This is a genomic window from Streptomyces sp. NPDC033966 (genome assembly GCF_055575955.1).
In genome coordinates this window covers 414,643-430,018 of sequence record NZ_JBVIRQ010000005.1, presented here as the reverse complement: position 1 = coordinate 430,018, position 15,376 = coordinate 414,643, and the positions used below count along the sequence as shown (strand labels likewise).

At 73.4% G+C, this 15,376-nt stretch carries 16 protein-coding genes; 8 read left to right on the top strand and 8 right to left on the bottom strand.

Features of this window, described 5'->3' with window-relative positions; all coding sequences use genetic code 11:
• Positions 1–54 precede the first annotated feature (54 nt).
• The 3 genes from ACZ518_RS17225 (at position 55) to ACZ518_RS17215 (ending at position 2,908) form a co-directional block, all read left to right on the top strand.
• Positions 55–1,551, top strand: a complete 1,497-nt coding sequence (locus ACZ518_RS17225; protein WP_469113858.1) for a DUF2252 domain-containing protein — start codon at positions 55–57, stop codon at positions 1,549–1,551.
• Between the two features lie 115 nt (positions 1,552–1,666).
• A complete protein-coding gene (locus ACZ518_RS17220; RefSeq protein WP_469113857.1) occupies positions 1,667–2,497 on the top strand; it encodes a J domain-containing protein in 831 nt (276 codons plus the stop codon).
• A gap of 66 nt (positions 2,498–2,563) precedes the next feature.
• Complete coding sequence (locus tag ACZ518_RS17215) at positions 2,564–2,908, top strand: rhodanese-like domain-containing protein (protein WP_469113856.1); 345 nt, start codon at positions 2,564–2,566, stop codon at positions 2,906–2,908.
• 7 nt (positions 2,909–2,915) lie between these two features.
• On the opposite strand, the gene ACZ518_RS17210 is transcribed toward ACZ518_RS17215, so the two are convergent.
• The 6 genes from ACZ518_RS17210 to paaA all read right to left on the bottom strand — a co-directional run bounded on the left by ACZ518_RS17210 (position 2,916) and on the right by paaA (position 7,883).
• Positions 2,916–4,058 (bottom strand): acyl-CoA dehydrogenase family protein, encoded by a 1,143-nt coding sequence (locus ACZ518_RS17210; RefSeq protein ID WP_469113855.1) that lies wholly within the window; start codon positions 4,056–4,058, stop codon positions 2,916–2,918.
• A 195-nt stretch (positions 4,059–4,253) separates the two neighbouring features.
• Positions 4,254–5,354, bottom strand: a complete 1,101-nt coding sequence (locus ACZ518_RS17205; protein WP_469113854.1) for a 2Fe-2S iron-sulfur cluster-binding protein — start codon at positions 5,352–5,354, stop codon at positions 4,254–4,256.
• Positions 5,355–5,861, bottom strand: coding sequence for a 1,2-phenylacetyl-CoA epoxidase subunit PaaD (gene paaD, locus ACZ518_RS17200; protein ID WP_469113853.1), 507 nt, complete (start codon positions 5,859–5,861; stop codon positions 5,355–5,357). It lies immediately after the preceding gene.
• Positions 5,855–6,589, bottom strand: coding sequence for a 1,2-phenylacetyl-CoA epoxidase subunit PaaC (gene paaC / locus ACZ518_RS17195; RefSeq protein ID WP_469113852.1), 735 nt, complete (start codon positions 6,587–6,589; stop codon positions 5,855–5,857). Before paaC ends, paaD begins: the two co-directional genes overlap by 7 nt.
• Positions 6,586–6,870 carry a 1,2-phenylacetyl-CoA epoxidase subunit PaaB gene (gene paaB, locus ACZ518_RS17190; protein ID WP_053675581.1) on the bottom strand — a complete coding sequence of 95 codons (285 nt, stop codon included), beginning with the start codon at positions 6,868–6,870 and terminating at the stop codon, positions 6,586–6,588. The genes paaC and paaB overlap by 4 nt, the downstream gene beginning before the upstream one ends.
• Positions 6,867–7,883: a 1,2-phenylacetyl-CoA epoxidase subunit PaaA gene (gene paaA, locus ACZ518_RS17185; RefSeq protein ID WP_469113851.1), complete on the bottom strand. Its 1,017-nt coding sequence runs from the start codon at positions 7,881–7,883 to the stop codon at positions 6,867–6,869. The genes paaB and paaA overlap by 4 nt, the downstream gene beginning before the upstream one ends.
• 135 nt (positions 7,884–8,018) lie before the next feature.
• Here paaA and ACZ518_RS17180 point away from each other — a divergent pair, with 135 nt between their 5' ends.
• Genes ACZ518_RS17180 through ACZ518_RS17170 form a run of 3 tightly spaced genes read left to right on the top strand, consistent with a single transcriptional unit; the run spans position 8,019 to position 10,717 of the window.
• On the top strand, positions 8,019–8,729 hold the full coding sequence (locus ACZ518_RS17180; RefSeq protein ID WP_469113850.1) for a DUF5819 family protein: 711 nt from the start codon (positions 8,019–8,021) through the stop codon (positions 8,727–8,729).
• Positions 8,714–9,967: an HTTM domain-containing protein gene (locus ACZ518_RS17175; protein WP_469113849.1), complete on the top strand. Its 1,254-nt coding sequence runs from the start codon at positions 8,714–8,716 to the stop codon at positions 9,965–9,967. The genes ACZ518_RS17180 and ACZ518_RS17175 overlap by 16 nt, the downstream gene beginning before the upstream one ends.
• 9 nt (positions 9,968–9,976) lie before the next feature.
• Positions 9,977–10,717: a TrmH family RNA methyltransferase gene (locus ACZ518_RS17170; RefSeq protein WP_469113848.1), complete on the top strand. Its 741-nt coding sequence runs from the start codon at positions 9,977–9,979 to the stop codon at positions 10,715–10,717.
• An 18-nt stretch (positions 10,718–10,735) separates the two neighbouring features.
• On the opposite strand, the gene paaN is transcribed toward ACZ518_RS17170, so the two are convergent.
• Complete coding sequence (paaN, locus tag ACZ518_RS17165) at positions 10,736–12,418, bottom strand: phenylacetic acid degradation protein PaaN (RefSeq protein ID WP_469113847.1); 1,683 nt, start codon at positions 12,416–12,418, stop codon at positions 10,736–10,738.
• A gap of 189 nt (positions 12,419–12,607) precedes the next feature.
• Here paaN and ACZ518_RS17160 point away from each other — a divergent pair, with 189 nt between their 5' ends.
• Positions 12,608–14,134, top strand: coding sequence for a 3-hydroxyacyl-CoA dehydrogenase (locus ACZ518_RS17160; RefSeq protein WP_469113846.1), 1,527 nt, complete (start codon positions 12,608–12,610; stop codon positions 14,132–14,134).
• Positions 14,131–14,721: a TetR/AcrR family transcriptional regulator gene (locus ACZ518_RS17155; protein WP_469113845.1), complete on the top strand. Its 591-nt coding sequence runs from the start codon at positions 14,131–14,133 to the stop codon at positions 14,719–14,721. The genes ACZ518_RS17160 and ACZ518_RS17155 overlap by 4 nt, the downstream gene beginning before the upstream one ends.
• Before the next feature lie 91 nt (positions 14,722–14,812).
• On the opposite strand, the gene ACZ518_RS17150 is transcribed toward ACZ518_RS17155, so the two are convergent.
• Entirely contained in the window at positions 14,813–15,367 is a 555-nt protein-coding gene (locus ACZ518_RS17150; RefSeq protein ID WP_469113844.1) for an Lrp/AsnC family transcriptional regulator, read from the bottom strand.
• Positions 15,368–15,376 lie beyond the last annotated feature (9 nt).

Below are 15,376 nucleotides of genomic sequence, written 5' to 3'. Positions count from 1 at the left end.
ACTTGATCGGCCACGAGGTGGCCGGCGTGGCGCGAACAGGGCGGGGCAGCGCGGATGGTGGCGATACCGGAGCAGTACGCGGCGGCGGGCGTGGTGGCCGAAGCGTCGGGCGTGGCGGCGGACTCGGCCGCGGGGTGGGACGGCGGGCGGATCCCGCGCGTCGCGGGCTTCGCGCCGCGGAACGTGACGGGTTCGCCCAGGGCGGCGGGGAGGGCGCTGCGGCTGCGCGTTCCACGGGCGGCCCACGCGCGGTTCGAGGCTCCCGCCGGGCGTCCGGACGCGGTGCGCGCGGTGGAGGAGTCCAACGTGGGGCGGGTCGCCGAGCTGACCCCGATACGGGTGGGCCGGATGGCCGCGAACCCCTTCGCCTTCCTGCGCGGGGCGGCCGGGCTGATGGCCCACGACCTGTCCGGCGGTCCCGTGACCGGGGTGGGCGCGCAGATCTGCGGTGACGCCCACGCGGCCAACTTCGGCCTGTACGGGGACGCGCGCGGCCGGCTCGTGATCGACCTGAACGACTTCGACGAGACCGTCTTCGGTCCGTGGGAGTGGGACGTGAAGCGGCTGGCGACCTCCCTGGTACTCGCCGGTCGGGTGGCGGGCGCCTGCGAGGACACCTGCCTGGCGGCGGCGCGGGACGCGGTGGGCGCCTACCGGCGCACCATGCGGCTGCTGGCGAAGCTGCCCGCGCTCGACGCGTGGAACGCGATCGCGGACGAGGAACTGGTCTCCCACACCGACGCCCGGGACCTGCTGGGCACGCTGGAGCGGGTCTCGGAGAAGGCCCGCAACAACACCTCCGCGCGGTTCGCCGCCAAGTCGACCGAGGTCCTCGCGGACGGCGGCCGACCCCGCGGCGGAGCCGCTCATAGGCGCTTCGTGGACGCGCTGCCGGTGCTGCGGCGGGTCGGCGACGGGGAGGCCGCGGCCGTGGCCGCCTCGCTGGGCCCGTACCTGGCGACCCTGTCGGGGGACCGGCTGCCGCTGCTGGCCCGGTACGCGATCCACGACGTGGCCTTCCGTGTCGTCGGCACCGGCAGCGTGGGCACCCGCTCGTACGTGGTGCTGCTGCTGGACCACCGGGGTGAGCCGCTGGTGCTCCAGGTGAAGGAGGCGCGGCCGTCGGTGCTGCTGCCGCACCTGCCCGGGCTGGGCTTCCACGCGCCGGAGGAGGAGCACGAGGGGCGCCGGGTGGTGGCCGGGCAGAAGCGGATGCAGGTGGTCTCCGACATCCTGCTCGGCTGGACCACCGTCGAGGGGCGCCCGTACCAGGTCCGGCAGTTCCGCAACCGCAAGGGCAGCGTGGACCCGGCGGCGCTGGCCGTGGACCAGATCGACGACTACGGCCGGATGACCGGAGCCCTGCTGGCCCGGGCGCACGCGCACAGCGCCGATCCGCGGCTGCTGGCGGGGTACTGCGGCAAGAACGAGGAGCTGGACGAGGCGATGGCCGCGTTCGCCGTGGCGTACGCCGACCGGAGCGAGGCCGACCACGCGGATCTGGTGGCGGCGGTCCGCTCGGGACGCATCGCGGCGGAGTTCGGGGTCTGAGAGGTCTGAGAGGTCTGAGGCCGGTGCGGGCCGGTGCGGGCCGGTGCGGGCCGGTGCGGGGCGGTGCGGGCCGGTGCGGGCCGGTGCGGGGCGGTGCGGGCCGTAGGCTGGCCGGGTGAGCGAGCAGACCGAACACACCGCCCCCGAAGAGTCCGCCGTCCCCGGTGACGAGCGGCCCGAGGCGCGGCTGGAGCGAGCCGTGCGGGCCGCCGAGCAGGCGCTGATCGAGTTCGAGATCGCCGTGGAGACCTTCCGGGTGGAGGTCGAGAACTTCTCCCGGCTGCACCACCAGAAGCTCGGCCCGATGTACTCGCGGCTCGACGAGCTGGACGCGCTGATCGCGGAGGCGAAGGCGGCCCGCACCGGCGATCCCGAGGACCTGCGGCGGGCCCGGGAGGCCCGCTCGCTGGTCATGCCGATGCCCGGGGTGGAGGAACTGTTCCACGACTGGCTGGGCTCGGACGGGATCTCCGACGACGCCTCCGCGATGCTCACCGACCGGTCGGTGCAGCCCCCGCAGCGGGTGCGGCCCACCGAGGAGGTGCGGCGGCTGTACCGCGAGCTGGTCCGCAAGGCCCACCCCGACCTGGCGCAGGACGATGCCGAGCGCACGCGCCGCGACGCCTTCATCGCCCGGGTCAACGCCGCCTACGGGCGTGGTGAGGAGCGGCTGCTGCGCGAGCTGGCCGAGGAGTGGGAGGCCGGCCCGGCGCCCGAGGAGGTCCGGCCGAGCGAGAGCGAGGAGCTGTACGCCCGCCTGGAGTGGCTGGCCCAGCGCAAGGAGCTGCTCTCGCTGGTGGCGAAGGAGCTGGAGGACAGCGCGATCGGCGCCATGCTGCGGATGGCCCCGGACGACCCGGACCGGCTGCTGGAGGAGATCGCGGAGCAGCTGCTGGCGCAGGTCTCCGAGCGCGAGGCGGAGCTGGCGTCGTACGCCGCCGGCTGAGCCCGGCCGGGGCGCGGCTTCGGATAGGTTGGCAGACCAGATCCGTGAAGAGAGAAGGCGACTGTTATGAACCTCGGACCGCTTCCCTCGGTGGACGCCGGCGCGGTGCCCGCCGAAGGCTTCGTCCTCGACGTCCGTGAGGACGACGAATGGGCGGCCGGGCACGTCGAGGGTGCGCTGCACGTCCCGATGAGCGACTTCGTGGCGCGCTTCGGCGAGGTCACGGAGGCGGTCGCGGACGGCCGTACCGCGTACGTGATGTGCCGGGTGGGCGGCCGTAGCGCGCAGGTCACCCAGTACCTGGTGCGCCAGGGCATCGAGGCCGTGAACGTCGACGGCGGGATGCAGGCGTGGGACCGTGCCGGGCGCCCGATGGTGTCGGACAGCGGGAACCCGGCCTTCGTGCTGTAGTCCCCGCTCAGGCCAGCGGGTGGGCGGCCAGCAGGTCGCCCAGGGCCTCCTCGTGCGCTGCGGCCGGGCCGAGCTGGAGCTCCAGCTGCTTGGCCCACGCGTGGTAGCGGTGCAGCGGGTAGTCGGTGTCGGCGCCGAAGCCGCCGTGCAGGTGCTGGGCGGTCTGTACGACCCGGCGCACCCCCTCCGAGGCCCAGATCTTGGCGACGGCGACGTCCCCGGCGCTGGGCAGCGGGCCGCCCGCCCCGCCGGTCGCGGCGTCGAGCCGCCAGGCGGCCTGCCAGAGGGTGGCCTCCATGGCGCGCAGGTCGATGTAGCGGTCGGCGGCCTGCACCGCGACGGCCTGGAACGTCGCCACGGGGAAGCCGAACTGCTCCCGCTTGCCGGTGTACTGGCTGGTCATGGCGAGGGCGGCCTCGCCGAGGCCGAGTGCGAGGGCGCAGGTGCCGGTGGCCAGCAGCTGGTGGAGCCGGTCCCAGGCGCCGGGGGCGTCGATCACGCGGGTGGCGGGCGCCCGTACCGCGTCGAGGGTGAGTTCGGCGAGCCGCTCGCCGCTGGTGGAGTACTGGTCGGCGAGCGCGAGTCCCGGGGTGACGCGGGGCAGGAGTGCGAGGACGGCCTCGCCCTCGCCGCTGTGGGCCGGGACCGCCATCCAGTCGCAGCCGTGGGCCCAGGCCACGGAGGTCTGCACCCCGTCCAGGAGCCAGTCCGCGCCCTCGCGGCGTGCGGTGACGGCGAGTTCGGCGGGGTCGTGGCCGGTGCGGCCGTGCGCCGCCGCGGTGAGGACCAGCGTGCCGTTCGCGGCACCGGGCAGCAGGGCGGCGGCCAGCTCGGGGCTGCCGTGGGCCTGGACGGCCATGGCGGTGGCGCAGTGCTCCAGCAGGGGCACCCGGGCCAGTACCCTCGCCGCTTCGCGCAGCACGAGGCACAGGGCGATGGCGTCGAGGCCGGCCCCGCCGTGTTCCTCGGCGAGGACGAGGCCCAGCAGGTCGGAGCCGGCGAGCCTGGCCCACAGCGGCCGGTCGAAGTCGTCCGCGACGGCCCCGGGCGTGAGCGCGGGGCTGGGGACGCCGTCGGGGGCGACGCCGGCGAAGACGGCCCGGGCGGCCTCGACGGCGGCCTGCTGTTCCTCGGTGAAGGTGAAGTCCACTGCCTGTCCTCCTGCGCGCACCGGATGACCGCCCTGATCTGACGGTGCGTCAAGATAGAGCAGCTTCCGGCAATTGGACAGGCCCCGGACGCGCCGGATCCGTCGACCCGTCGGACGCGCCGGATCCGTCGGACGACCCGGACGCGCCGGACGTCCCACGGACCTACCGGACCACCGGCCTATCGGCCCACCGGCCTACCGGTCGAAGTCGATCTCCACTTCCTCCGTCATGGCGTGGGACTGGCAGGCCAGCACGAACCCGGCGTCGGTCTCCTCCGCCTCCAGGGCGAAGTTGCGGTCCATCCGTACCTCGCCGGAGACCACGAAGGCCCGGCAGGTGCCGCACACACCGCCCTTGCAGGCGTACGGGGCGTCCGCGCGGTTGCGCAGCACGGTGTCCAGCAGGGACTCGCCGTCCTGAACGGGCCAGGTGCCCGAGCGCCCGTCGAGCCGGGCGGTCACCCGGCCGTGGGCCGGCGAAGGGACGGAGCGGGCCGGGGTCTGCGGGGCGGTGTCCTCGACGTGGAAGATCTCCTCGTGCACCCGGGTCCGTACGACGCCCAGCGCGCCCAGGGCCCGCTCCGCGCCGGTCACCAGCCCGTAGGGCCCGCACAGGAACCAGCCCGTCACCTCCTCGACGGGAAGCAGCGCGGGCAGCAGGGACACCAGCCGGGCCTCGTCGAGCCGGCCGGACGGCAGCCCGGCCTCCTGCTCCTCGCGGGAGAGCACGGTGACCAGCTGGAAGCGGTCGGGGTAGCGGTCCTTGAGGTCGGCCACGTCCTCCAGGAACATCGTCGAGGCGGCCGTGCGGTCGCTGCGCACCAGGCAGAACCGGGCGTCGGGCCTCGCCGCCAGCACCGAGGCGGCGATCGACAGCACCGGGGTGATGCCGCTGCCGCCGACGATCGCCGCGTAGTGCGCGGCCTGCGGGGCGGCGGCCGGATCCAGCACGAACCGTCCGGCCGGGACCATCACGTCCAGCACGTCGCCGGCGGCGACCTCCTTGTGCGCGAACGTGGAGAACTCGCCGCCCTCCACCAGGCGTACGCCCACCCGCAGCTCGGCCGGGCCGGGCCCGTCGGGGGCCGGGGCGGGGGAGCAGATCGAGTAGGTGCGGCGGACCTCGGCGCCCTCGGCGGCGCCGCGGCGCAGCGTCAGGTGCTGGCCGGGGGCGTGGCGGTAGTCCTCGCGCAGTTCCTCGGGTACCCGGAGGGTAAGTGCCACCGAGTCGTCGGTGAGCCGGTCGACTGCCGCCACCGTCAGCGGGTGGAACGCGCCGTGGCGGGGTGCGGCCATCTACAGCTCCTTGAAGTGGTCGAACGGTTCGCGGCAGGCGACGCAGCGGCGCAGCGCCTTGCACGCGGTGGAGGAGAAGCGGCTGAGCAGTTCGGTGTCCGTCGAGCCGCAGTTGGGGCAGCGCACCGACAGCGTCAGCGGTACCGGGCCGCCGGTGGAGTGCGGGCGGGGCGGCGCGATGCCGAACTCGGCCAGTTTGCGGCGGCCTTCGGCGCTGATGTCGTCGGTGGACCAGGCCGGGGCCAGCACCGTGGTGACCCGCACCTCGGGGATGCCGTGGCCGGTGAGGACCCGCTCGATGTCGGCGGACATGGCCTCGATGGCCGGGCAGCCGGTGTACGTCGGGGTCAGGATCACCTCGGCGTGGCCGTCCTCGTGCATCCGCACCCCGCGCACGACGCCCAGCTCGGCCAGGGTCAGCACGGGCAGTTCGGGGTCGGGGACGGAACCCGCCAGCTCGGCCAGCTCCGCCTCCAGGCGGGTGGTCCCGGCCCCGGCGCTCACCACGACGCTCCGGGGTGGCTGCGGTGCAGGTGCTGCATCTCGGCGAGCAGCCGCCCGAACGGCTCCGTGTGCAGCCCCTGGCGGCCGGCTCCGGCGGCCCAGGCGCCGGTACGCGGCCCCTCGGGCAGGGTGAGCCCCGCCCGGTCCAGTACGTCGCCCAGCGCGGCCAGCCAGCGGCCCTCCAGGGCCTCCATGGCGGCCTGGTCCAGGCCGAGGCCCTCGACCGGCCGGAACATCTCCCCGGTGAACTTCCACAGGGCGTCCAGCGCCGCGCGCATCCGGGAACGGCTCTCCTCGGTGCCGTCGCCGAGGCGCAGCGTCCACTGCTCGGCGTGGTCCCGGTGGTAGGCGGTCTCCTTCACGGCCTTGGCCGCGAGCGGGGCGAACGGGCCGTCCCCGGCGGCGAGGTCCGTGTACAGCTCGTGCTGGTAGAAGGAGAAGTACAGCTGGCGGGCGATGGTGTGGGCGAAGTCCCCGTTGGGCTGCTCGACCAGCTGGAGGTTGCGGAAGGAGCGCTCCTCCCGCAGGAAGGCCAGCTCGTCCTCGTCGCCGGCCATGGACAGCAGCAGGCGGGCCTGGCCGAGCAGGTCGAGGGCGATGTTGGCCAGGGCGACCTCCTCCTCCAGGACGGGGGCGTGGCCCGCCCACTCGCCGAGGCGGTGGGAGAGGATCAGCGCGTCGTCGCCGAGGGCGAGGGCGGCCGCGGTGCGGGTGTCGGTGCCGGCGCTCACAGGTGGCGCACCCCCTCGGGGATCTCGTAGAAGGTGGGGTGCCGGTAGGGCTTGTCGGCGGACGGGGCGAAGAACGGGTCCCGCTCGTCCGGCGAGGAGGCGGTGATCCCGGTGGAGGGCACGACCCAGATGGACACGCCCTCGTTGCGCCGCGTGTAGAGGTCGCGCGCGTTGCGCAGGGCCATCTCCGCGTCCGGGGCGTGCAGGCTTCCCGCGTGCGTGTGCGAGAGGCCGCGGCGCGAGCGCACGAACACCTCCCACAGGGGCCAGTTCTGCGTCATGCCTGTACCTCTCGTCCGGTGCTGGTGTGCTTCGCGGCGTAGGCGGAGGCGGCCTCGCGGACCCAGGCGCCTTCCTCGTGCGCCTCGCGCCGCTGGCTGATCCGCTGTTCGTTGCAGGGGCCGTTGCCCTTGAGCACGTCCCAGAACTCGGCCCAGTCGATGGCGCCGAAGTCGTGGTGGCCGCGCTCCTCGTTCCACTTGATGTCCGGGTCGGGCAGGGTCAGGCCCAGCGACTCGGCCTGCGGGACGGCGATGTCCACGAAGCGCTGGCGCAGCTCGTCATTGGAGTGCCGCTTGATCTTCCAGGCCATCGCCTGTGCGCTGTGGACCGACTCGTCGTCCGGCGGGCCGAACATCATCAGGGAGGGCCACCACCAGCGGTCCACCGCGTCCTGCGCCATCGCGTGCTGTGCCTCGGTGCCCTGCGAGAGGGCGAGGAGCAGCTCGTAGCCCTGGCGCTGGTGGAAGGACTCCTCCTTGCAGATCCGGACCATGGCGCGGGCGTAGGGGCCGTAGGAGCAGCGGCAGATCGGCACCTGGTTGGTGATCGCCGCCCCGTCCACGAGCCAGCCGATGGCGCCGACGTCGGCCCAGGTCAGGGTGGGGTAGTTGAAGATCGAGGAGTACTTCTGCTTGCCCGAGTGGAGCTTGTCGAGCAGCTCGTCGCGGCTGGTGCCGAGGGTCTCGGCGGCGCTGTAGAGGTAGAGCCCGTGGCCCGCCTCGTCCTGCACCTTGGCCATGAGGATCGCCTTGCGCCGCAGGGAGGGCGCGCGGGTGATCCAGTTGGCCTCGGGCTGCATGCCGATGATCTCGGAGTGGGCGTGCTGCGCCATCTGCCGGACCAGGGAGGCGCGGTACTCCTCGGGCATCCAGTCCCGGGGCTCCACGCGCTCGTCGGCCGCCACGGCGGCATCGAAGTCCGCACGGAGCTGTGCGCCGAGGTCCGCGGACTGCCCGTCCACCGCGCCGTCCACCGTGCCTGACGTGCCCGTTTCCGGGGTCACTGCGACCATCCCGGTCCCCTGTCAGAGTGTGCCGTCCGCCCGACCGACCGATCGTTCGGTTCATCCTCTTCAATGGTGAGACGGCGGCCCGTAGGGTGTCAACCTCTGTGGGCAACCCTGTGGACGCAGGATGATCGGGGCGGGATGGATTCGAACGAGCGCGAGCCTGCGGAAGAAGCCCTTCCGTCAGCCGCTCCGGAGCCGCCCGCACCGCCCCGCGCGCCCGGGATCGCGGGCCTTTCCGCCCCCTACCGGATCCTCGCCGCCCTCGCCCTCGGGGCGCTGGGCGTCGGCGCCTGCCTGCACCTCGGGCTGGTGTTCCTGCACGTCGCGCCGGCCAACACCGTCGGCAAGCAGAACGCACGGCTCGTGGACGGCTGGATCTATCCCGAGTTCGAACAGAACTGGAAGCTGTTCGCGCCCAACCCCCTCCAGCAGAACATCGCCGTCGAGGTCCGCGCCCAGGTCCGCACCGCCGGCGGGGAGCTCGTCACCCGGGACTGGCGCGACCTGTCCGCCGAGGACGGTGCGGCGATCCGCCACGGCCTGCTGCCGAGCCACACCGAGCAGAACGAGCTCCGCAGGGCCTGGGACTTCTTCACCGGCTCCCACGACGAGGACAACAAGCCCGACGGCGAGCGCGGGGAGCTGGCCGAGCAGTACCTGAAGCGGATAGCCGTGGACCGGCTGGCCGGCGGGAAGCCGGCCGGGCAGCAGGCCGGGAACCCCGCCGGGGACCGGATCGTACGGATCCAGCTGCGCTCGGCGACACGGTCCGTGGCCGCGCCCTCCTGGAGCGGGGAGAAGACCGACACCCAGACGTACTACCGGGAGCTGCCGTGGTGGAACGTGTGAGGAGCGCCCTCGCGCGGGCGGTCGCGAAGGTCACCGGACAGGCGCTGGGCCCCTGCCAGAGCGCCGTCGTACGCATCGGCTTCGCCGCGACCTGGCTGTTCTTCCTGCTGCGGGAGTTCCCCCACCGGCACGAGCTCTACGGCCCCGACGGGCCGTGGAGCTGGCAGCTGGCCGAGCGGCTGATCGCCTCGAACCGAGCCTTCACGGTGCTGATGTGGTCGGACTCCACGCTGTGGTTCGAGGCCGTGTACGCGCTGTCCCTGCTCGCGAGCGCGCTGCTGGTGCTGGGCTGGCGGACGCGGGCCACGTCGGTCCTCTTCATGATCGGCGTGCTGTCGCTGCAGAACCGCAGCGTGTTCATGGGGGACGGCGGGGACAACGTCATCCACCTGATGGCGGTCTACCTCGTACTGACCCGCTGCGGGCAGGTGTGGTCGCTGGACGCCCGCCGGGCCCGGCTGCGGGGCTCGGCGACCGCCGGGGCCGCGGGGCCGGTGCTGTGGGCGCTGCTGGGCGCCGGGTTCGCGTACGGGGCGGTGAGCGGGCACCTCGGCACGCTCTGGCTCGTGGTCCTCGGGACCCTGTGGACCGGGACGGCGCTGTGGTGGCTGGCCGACCGGTACGAACCCGGGGGCGAGCGGCGGGCGACCCTCGACGTCCTCGCGAACCTGCTGCACAACGCCGGGATGCTGGTGATCACGGCCGAGGTGTGCCTGATCTACGCCACCGCCGGCTGGTACAAGATCCAGGGCTCGCGGTGGCAGGACGGGACCGCGCTGTACTACCCGCTGAGCCTGGACTACTTCACCCCGTGGCCCTGGCTGTCGGAGCTGGTGGCGTCCAGCGGGCCGGTGGTGATGCTGCTGACGTACGGGACCGTGCTGGTGCAGGTGGCGTTCCCGTTCACGCTGTTCAACCGGCGGGTCAAGAACGTGCTGCTGGCGATGATGATGCTGGAGCACGCCGGGATCGCGGTGCTGCTGGGGCTGCCGTTCTTCTCCTTGGCGATGATCGCCGCCGATGCGGTGTTCCTGCCGACCGGGCTGCTGGTGTGGGCGGGGGCCGGGGTCGCTGCCGCTGCCGGGGGCCTGCGGCGCTGGTCCCCCACCCGCCCTTCCCCCGTTCCCCGAGCTGCGCCCGGACCCCTGCCGGGGGCTCCGCCCCCGGACCCTCGCACCTCGAACGCCGGCGGGGCCGAGATCGCCGGCCGGGGCGGGACGCCGTCTGCCGGGGCTTAGGGTCGGGGGATGGGTGAGCAGTGGAGTGTGCAGTGGGAAGAGGCCGCCGGGCGGGATGACGTGGTGCTGCTCGACGGGTTCCACGCGCTGAAGCACGCCCTGCGGTTCGGGGCGCAGGTGCTGGCGGTCGTCGCCGACGAGCCCGAGCACGTACGGGAGCTCGCCGCCGGGCTGGCGCCCGACGTGGAGGAGCGGGTGGCCCGTCTCGTGCGGCGGGCTCCGCTCAAGGAGCTGCTGCCCCGCGTGCACCCCACCGGGGTCGCCGCGCTCGCCGTGCGACCCGGCCGGGAGGCGGGACGGGCCGCGCTGGCGCGGATTCCCCGGCCCGCCCCCATCGTGGTGCTCGACAACCCCCGCAACCTCGGCAACGTCGGCGCCGTCGTCCGCCTCGCCGCCGGCTTCGGGGCCACCGGGGTGGTGACCCGGGGCGACCTCGACCCCTGGCACCCCAACGTGGTCCGCGCCGGAGCCGGCCTGCACTACGCGACCACCGTGGACCGGCTGGAGCTGGAGGAGCTCCCGCCGGGCCCGGTGTACGCCCTCGACCCGGAGGGCGAGGACATCCGTGCCCTCGTCCTCCCGGACGACGCCCTGCTCGCCTTCGGCTCCGAGCGGCACGGGATCTCGCCCGAGCTGCGCGCCCGGGCGGACCACCTCGTGTCGCTGCCGATGCGGCCGCAGGTCTCCAGCTACAACCTGGCCACCAGCGTGGCCATGGCCCTCTTCCACTGGGGCGGCCCCAAGGCCTAGTGCCGTGCACTGGCCCGTCTAGGCCTGGCGGCGGACCTCCACCACGCGGAAGCGGTTGGCGACGAACGCCCCGTCGCACAGCGCGGCGTTGGCGGCCGGGTTGCCGCCGGAGCCGTGGAAGTCGGAGAAGGCCGCGGTCTGGTTGACGAAGACCCCGCCCGTCAGGTTCAGCGACAGCTGCGCCGACTCCTCCAGGCAGACCTCCTCGATCGCCCGCTCGGTGTCCGCGGACGTGGTGTACGCGCCCACGGTCATCGCGCCCTTCTCCCGCACCGTACGGCGCAGCAGGTCGAGGGCGTCCGCCGTGGAGTCCACCGCCACCGCGAAGGAGACCGGGCCGAAGCACTCGGACAGGTAGGCCGCCTCCGGGTCCGGCTTGCCGGCGTCCAGCTTCACGATCACCGGGGTGCGCACGACCGCGTCGGGGAACTCGGGGTTGGCGACCTCGCGGGAGGCCAGCGCGACCTCGCCGAGGCCGGCCGCCGCCTCCAGCCGGGCCTTGACGCCCGGGTTGACCAGCGCGCCCAGCAGCGCGTTGGCACGGGTGTCGTCGCCCAGCAGGCCGCCGACCGAGGCCGCGAGGTCGGCGACGACCTCGTCGTACGACTTGTGGCCGGCGTCCGTCGCGATGCCGTCGCGGGGGATCAGCAGGTTCTGCGGGGTGGTGCACATCTGGCCGCTGTAGAGGGACAGCGAGAACGCCAGGTTGGACAGCATGCCCTTGTAGTCGTCGGTGGAGTCGACGACGACCGTGTTGACGCCCGCCTTCTCCGTGTAGACCTGCGCCTGGCGGGCGTTGGCCTCCAGCCAGTCACCGAACTCGGTCGACCCGGTGTAGTCGACGAGCTTGATCTCGGGGCGGACGGCCAGGGTCTTCGCGATGCCCTCGCCCGGCCGCTCGACGGCCAGGGCCACGAGGTTCGGGTCGAAGCCCGCCTCGGCCAGGACCTCGCGGGCCACCTTCACGGTCAGCGCCAGCGGCAGCACGGCGCGCGGGTGCGGCTTGACCAGGACGGCGTTGCCGGTGGCGAGGGAGGCGAACAGGCCGGGGTAGCCGTTCCAGGTGGGGAAGGTGTTGCAGCCGATCATCAGCGCGATGCCGCGCGGCACGGCCGTGAAGGTCTTGCCGAGCTCCAGCGGGTCCTTCTTGCCCTGCGGCTTCGACCAGGCGGCCTGCCCGGGAACCCGGGTCTGCTCCTCGTACGCGTAGGCCACCGCCTCCAGGCCGCGGTCCTGCGCGTGGGGGCCGCCCGCCTGGAAGGCCATCATGAAGGCCTGGCCGCTGGTGTGCATGACCGCGTGCGCGAACTCGTGGGTGCGGGCGGAGATCCGGGCGAGGATCTCGATGGAGACCAGGGCGCGGGTCTCGGGACCGGCGTCCCGCCAGGCGGCGATGCCGGCCTTCATCGCGGGCAGCAGCACGTCCGGGTCGACGTGCGGGTACTCCACGCCCAGCTCCGGGCCGAACGGCGACACCTCGCCGCCCGCCCAGCCGTCGGTGCCGGGCTGCCCGAGGTCGAAGCGGGTGCCGCGGACGGCCTCGAAGGCGGCGAGCCCGTCGGCCGGGGCGCTCTCCCCGTAGGCCTTGGGGTGTTCGGGGTGCGGGGACCAGTAGGCGCGGCTGCGGATGGCATCCAGCGCCTGGTCCAGGGTGGTCCGGTGCTTCTCGGAAAGCTGGGGGACGGTGAGCTCGGCGGCCATCAGGGACCAACTCCTCGTTGAGCCGGGCAGGATCAGGCTGGTTCGCAGACTGGGATCAGGCTGGAGTCAGGCTGGGATCGGGCTGGGGCGGGTGAAGAAGAGCAGACTGGAGTTAGAGTAACCGAACGATCGGTCGGTACAAGAGGGCCCGGCGGACCTGTGGACAACCGCGTGCGGGAGGATCAGGACATGACAGCAATCGAGCGGGCTCGCACTGTGGCGGTCATCGGCGCCGGAACCATGGGCCAGGGCATCGCCCAGGTCGCTCTCCTCGCAGGTCATCGCGTACGCCTCTACGACTCCGTGCCCGAGCGGGCCCGCGAGGCCGTCCAGACCGTGGCCGGCCGGGTCGAGCGGCTCGTCGCCAAGGGCCGGCTGGACCGGGCCGAGGCCGACGACGCCGTCAGCCGGATCGACTCCGCCGAGACCCTGACCGGGCTCGCCTCCGCCGCCCTGGTGATCGAGGCGATCGTCGAGGACGTCGCCGTCAAGCGCGGGCTGTTCGCAGCCCTCGAAGGAGTGGTTTCGCCGGACGCGCTGCTGGCGACCAACACCTCCTCCCTCTCCGTCACCGAGCTCGCCGCCGGCCTGGCGCACCCGGGCCGCTTCCTCGGCCTGCACTTCTTCAACCCGGCCCCGCTCCTCCCCCTCGTCGAGGTGGTCAGCGGCTACGCGACCGACCCGGACGCCGCCGAGAGCGCGTACCGCACCGTCCTGGGCTGGGGGAAGACGCCGGTCCGCTGCGCCGACACCCCCGGCTTCATCGTCAACCGGATCGCCCGCCCCTTCTACGCCGAGGCCTTCGCGGTGTACGAGGAGCAGGGCGCCGACCCCGCCACCATCGACGCCGTCCTGCGCGAGAGCGGCGGCTTCAAGATGGGGCCCTTCCAGCTGACCGACCTGATCGGCCAGGACGTCAACGAGGCCGTCACCCGCTCCGTCTGGGACTCCTTCTTCCGGAGCCCCAAGTTCACCCCCTCGCTCGCCCAGCGCCGGCTGGTCCAGGCGGGCCGCCTCGGCCGCAAGTCCGGACACGGCTGGTTCCCGTACGCCGAGGACGCGCAGGCCCCCGCCCCGCACACGGCCGCCCCCCAGGACGCGCCGGAGAAGGTCACCGTCGTCGGCGACCTCGGCCCGGCCGCCGGCCTGGCCGGCCTCATGGAGGAAGCCGGGATCGCGGTCACCGCCACCGAGCACGGGGGCCCGTACATCCAGCTGCCCGGTGAGGGCCAGCTCGTGCTCGCGGACGGCAAGACCTCCGTCGAGTTCGCCGACGTCGTCTACTTCGACCTCGCGCTCGACTACCGCGACGCGACCAGGATCGCGCTGTCCGCCAGCGAGGACACCACCGAGCGCACCCTCGCCGAGGCCGTCGGCCTCTTCCAGAAGCTCGGCAAGAAGGTCTCCGTCATCGGCGACGTCCCCGGCATGATCGTCGCCCGGACCGTCGCGATGCTGATCGACCTCACCGCCGACGCCGTGGCGCGCGGGGTGGCCTCCGCGCAGGACATCGACACCGCGATGCGGCTCGGCGTGAACTACCCGCTCGGCCCCGCCGAATGGCACGACCGCCTCGGCCGCGACTGGGCGTACGACCTGCTGCACCACCTCGACGAGCGCTGTCCGGGCGGCCGCTACGCGCCCTCGCTGGCGCTGTTCAAGCTGGGCTACCAGGCCGGCGAGGACGAGGACGGGGAAGAGGAGGGGACCGAGTGACCACGGCCAGGCGGGACACCTACACCCCGGAGACGCTGCTGTCCGTCGCCGTGCAGGTCTTCAACGAGCGCGGCTACGACGGCACCTCGATGGAGCACCTCTCCAAGGCCGCCGGGATCTCCAAGTCCTCGATCTACCACCACGTCGCGGGCAAGGAGGAACTGCTCCACCGGGCCGTCAGCCGGGCCCTGGACGGCCTGTTCGGGATCCTGGACGAGCCGGGCGCCGTACGCGGCCGCGCGGTCGAGCGCGTCGAGTACGTCACGCGCCGCACGGTCGAGGTCCTGGTCGCGGAGCTGCCGTACGTCACCCTCCTGCTGCGGGTGCGCGGCAACACCCGCACCGAGCGCTGGGCCCTGGAGCGCCGCCGGGACTTCGACCACCAGGTCGCGGAGCTCCTCAAGGCCGCCGCCGCCGACGGGGACCTGCGCGCCGACGTGGACATCCGGCTCGCCACCCGCCTGCTGTTCGGCATGGTGAACTCGCTGGTCGAGTGGTACCGCCCGCACCCGGGCACCACCCCCGACCAGCTGGCGGACGCGGTGGTCAGCATGGCCCTGGACGGCCTGCGCACCAAGACGGCGTAGCCCGTCCGGCCCAGTCGCCCGGCCCCAGTCGTCCGGTCCGGCCTTCGTGGCCGGCTGTCCGGTCGTCCGGCCTGCCGTCCGGCCGGCCCGCTCAGTCCTCCGTGAGGGCGGGGCCGGACGACGGGCCCGGGTCCAGCAGATCCGTTTCCTCGAACACCAGCAGCGTGCGCGTGGACAGCACCTCCGGGATGGCCTGGAGGCGGGTCAGGACCAGCTCCCGCAGCGTGCGGTTGTCCGGCGTGTGGACCAGCAGCAGGACGTCGAAATCCCCGCTGACCAGCGCGATGTGCGCCGCACCCGGGAGCTCGCGGAGCTTCTCGCGCACCGTCCGCCAGGAGTTCTGGACGATCTTCAGCGTGATGTACGCCGACGCGCCCTGCCCCGCGCGCTCGTGGTTGACCCGGGCGGTGAAGCCGCGGATCACCCCGTCGTCGATCAGCCGGTTGATCCGCGCGTAGGCGTTGGCCCGGGACACGTGCACCTGCTCCGCCACCGACCGTATCGACGCGCGGCCGTCCGCCTGGAGCAACCGCATGATCGAACGGTCGATGGGGTCCAGGGGGCGTGGCGGCACCGGTGGGCCTGAAGGTGCGCCCCCCGGCGGGACCGGTGCGGAACCAGCTCCGGCCATTTGTTCATCCGGCATTGCCCACTG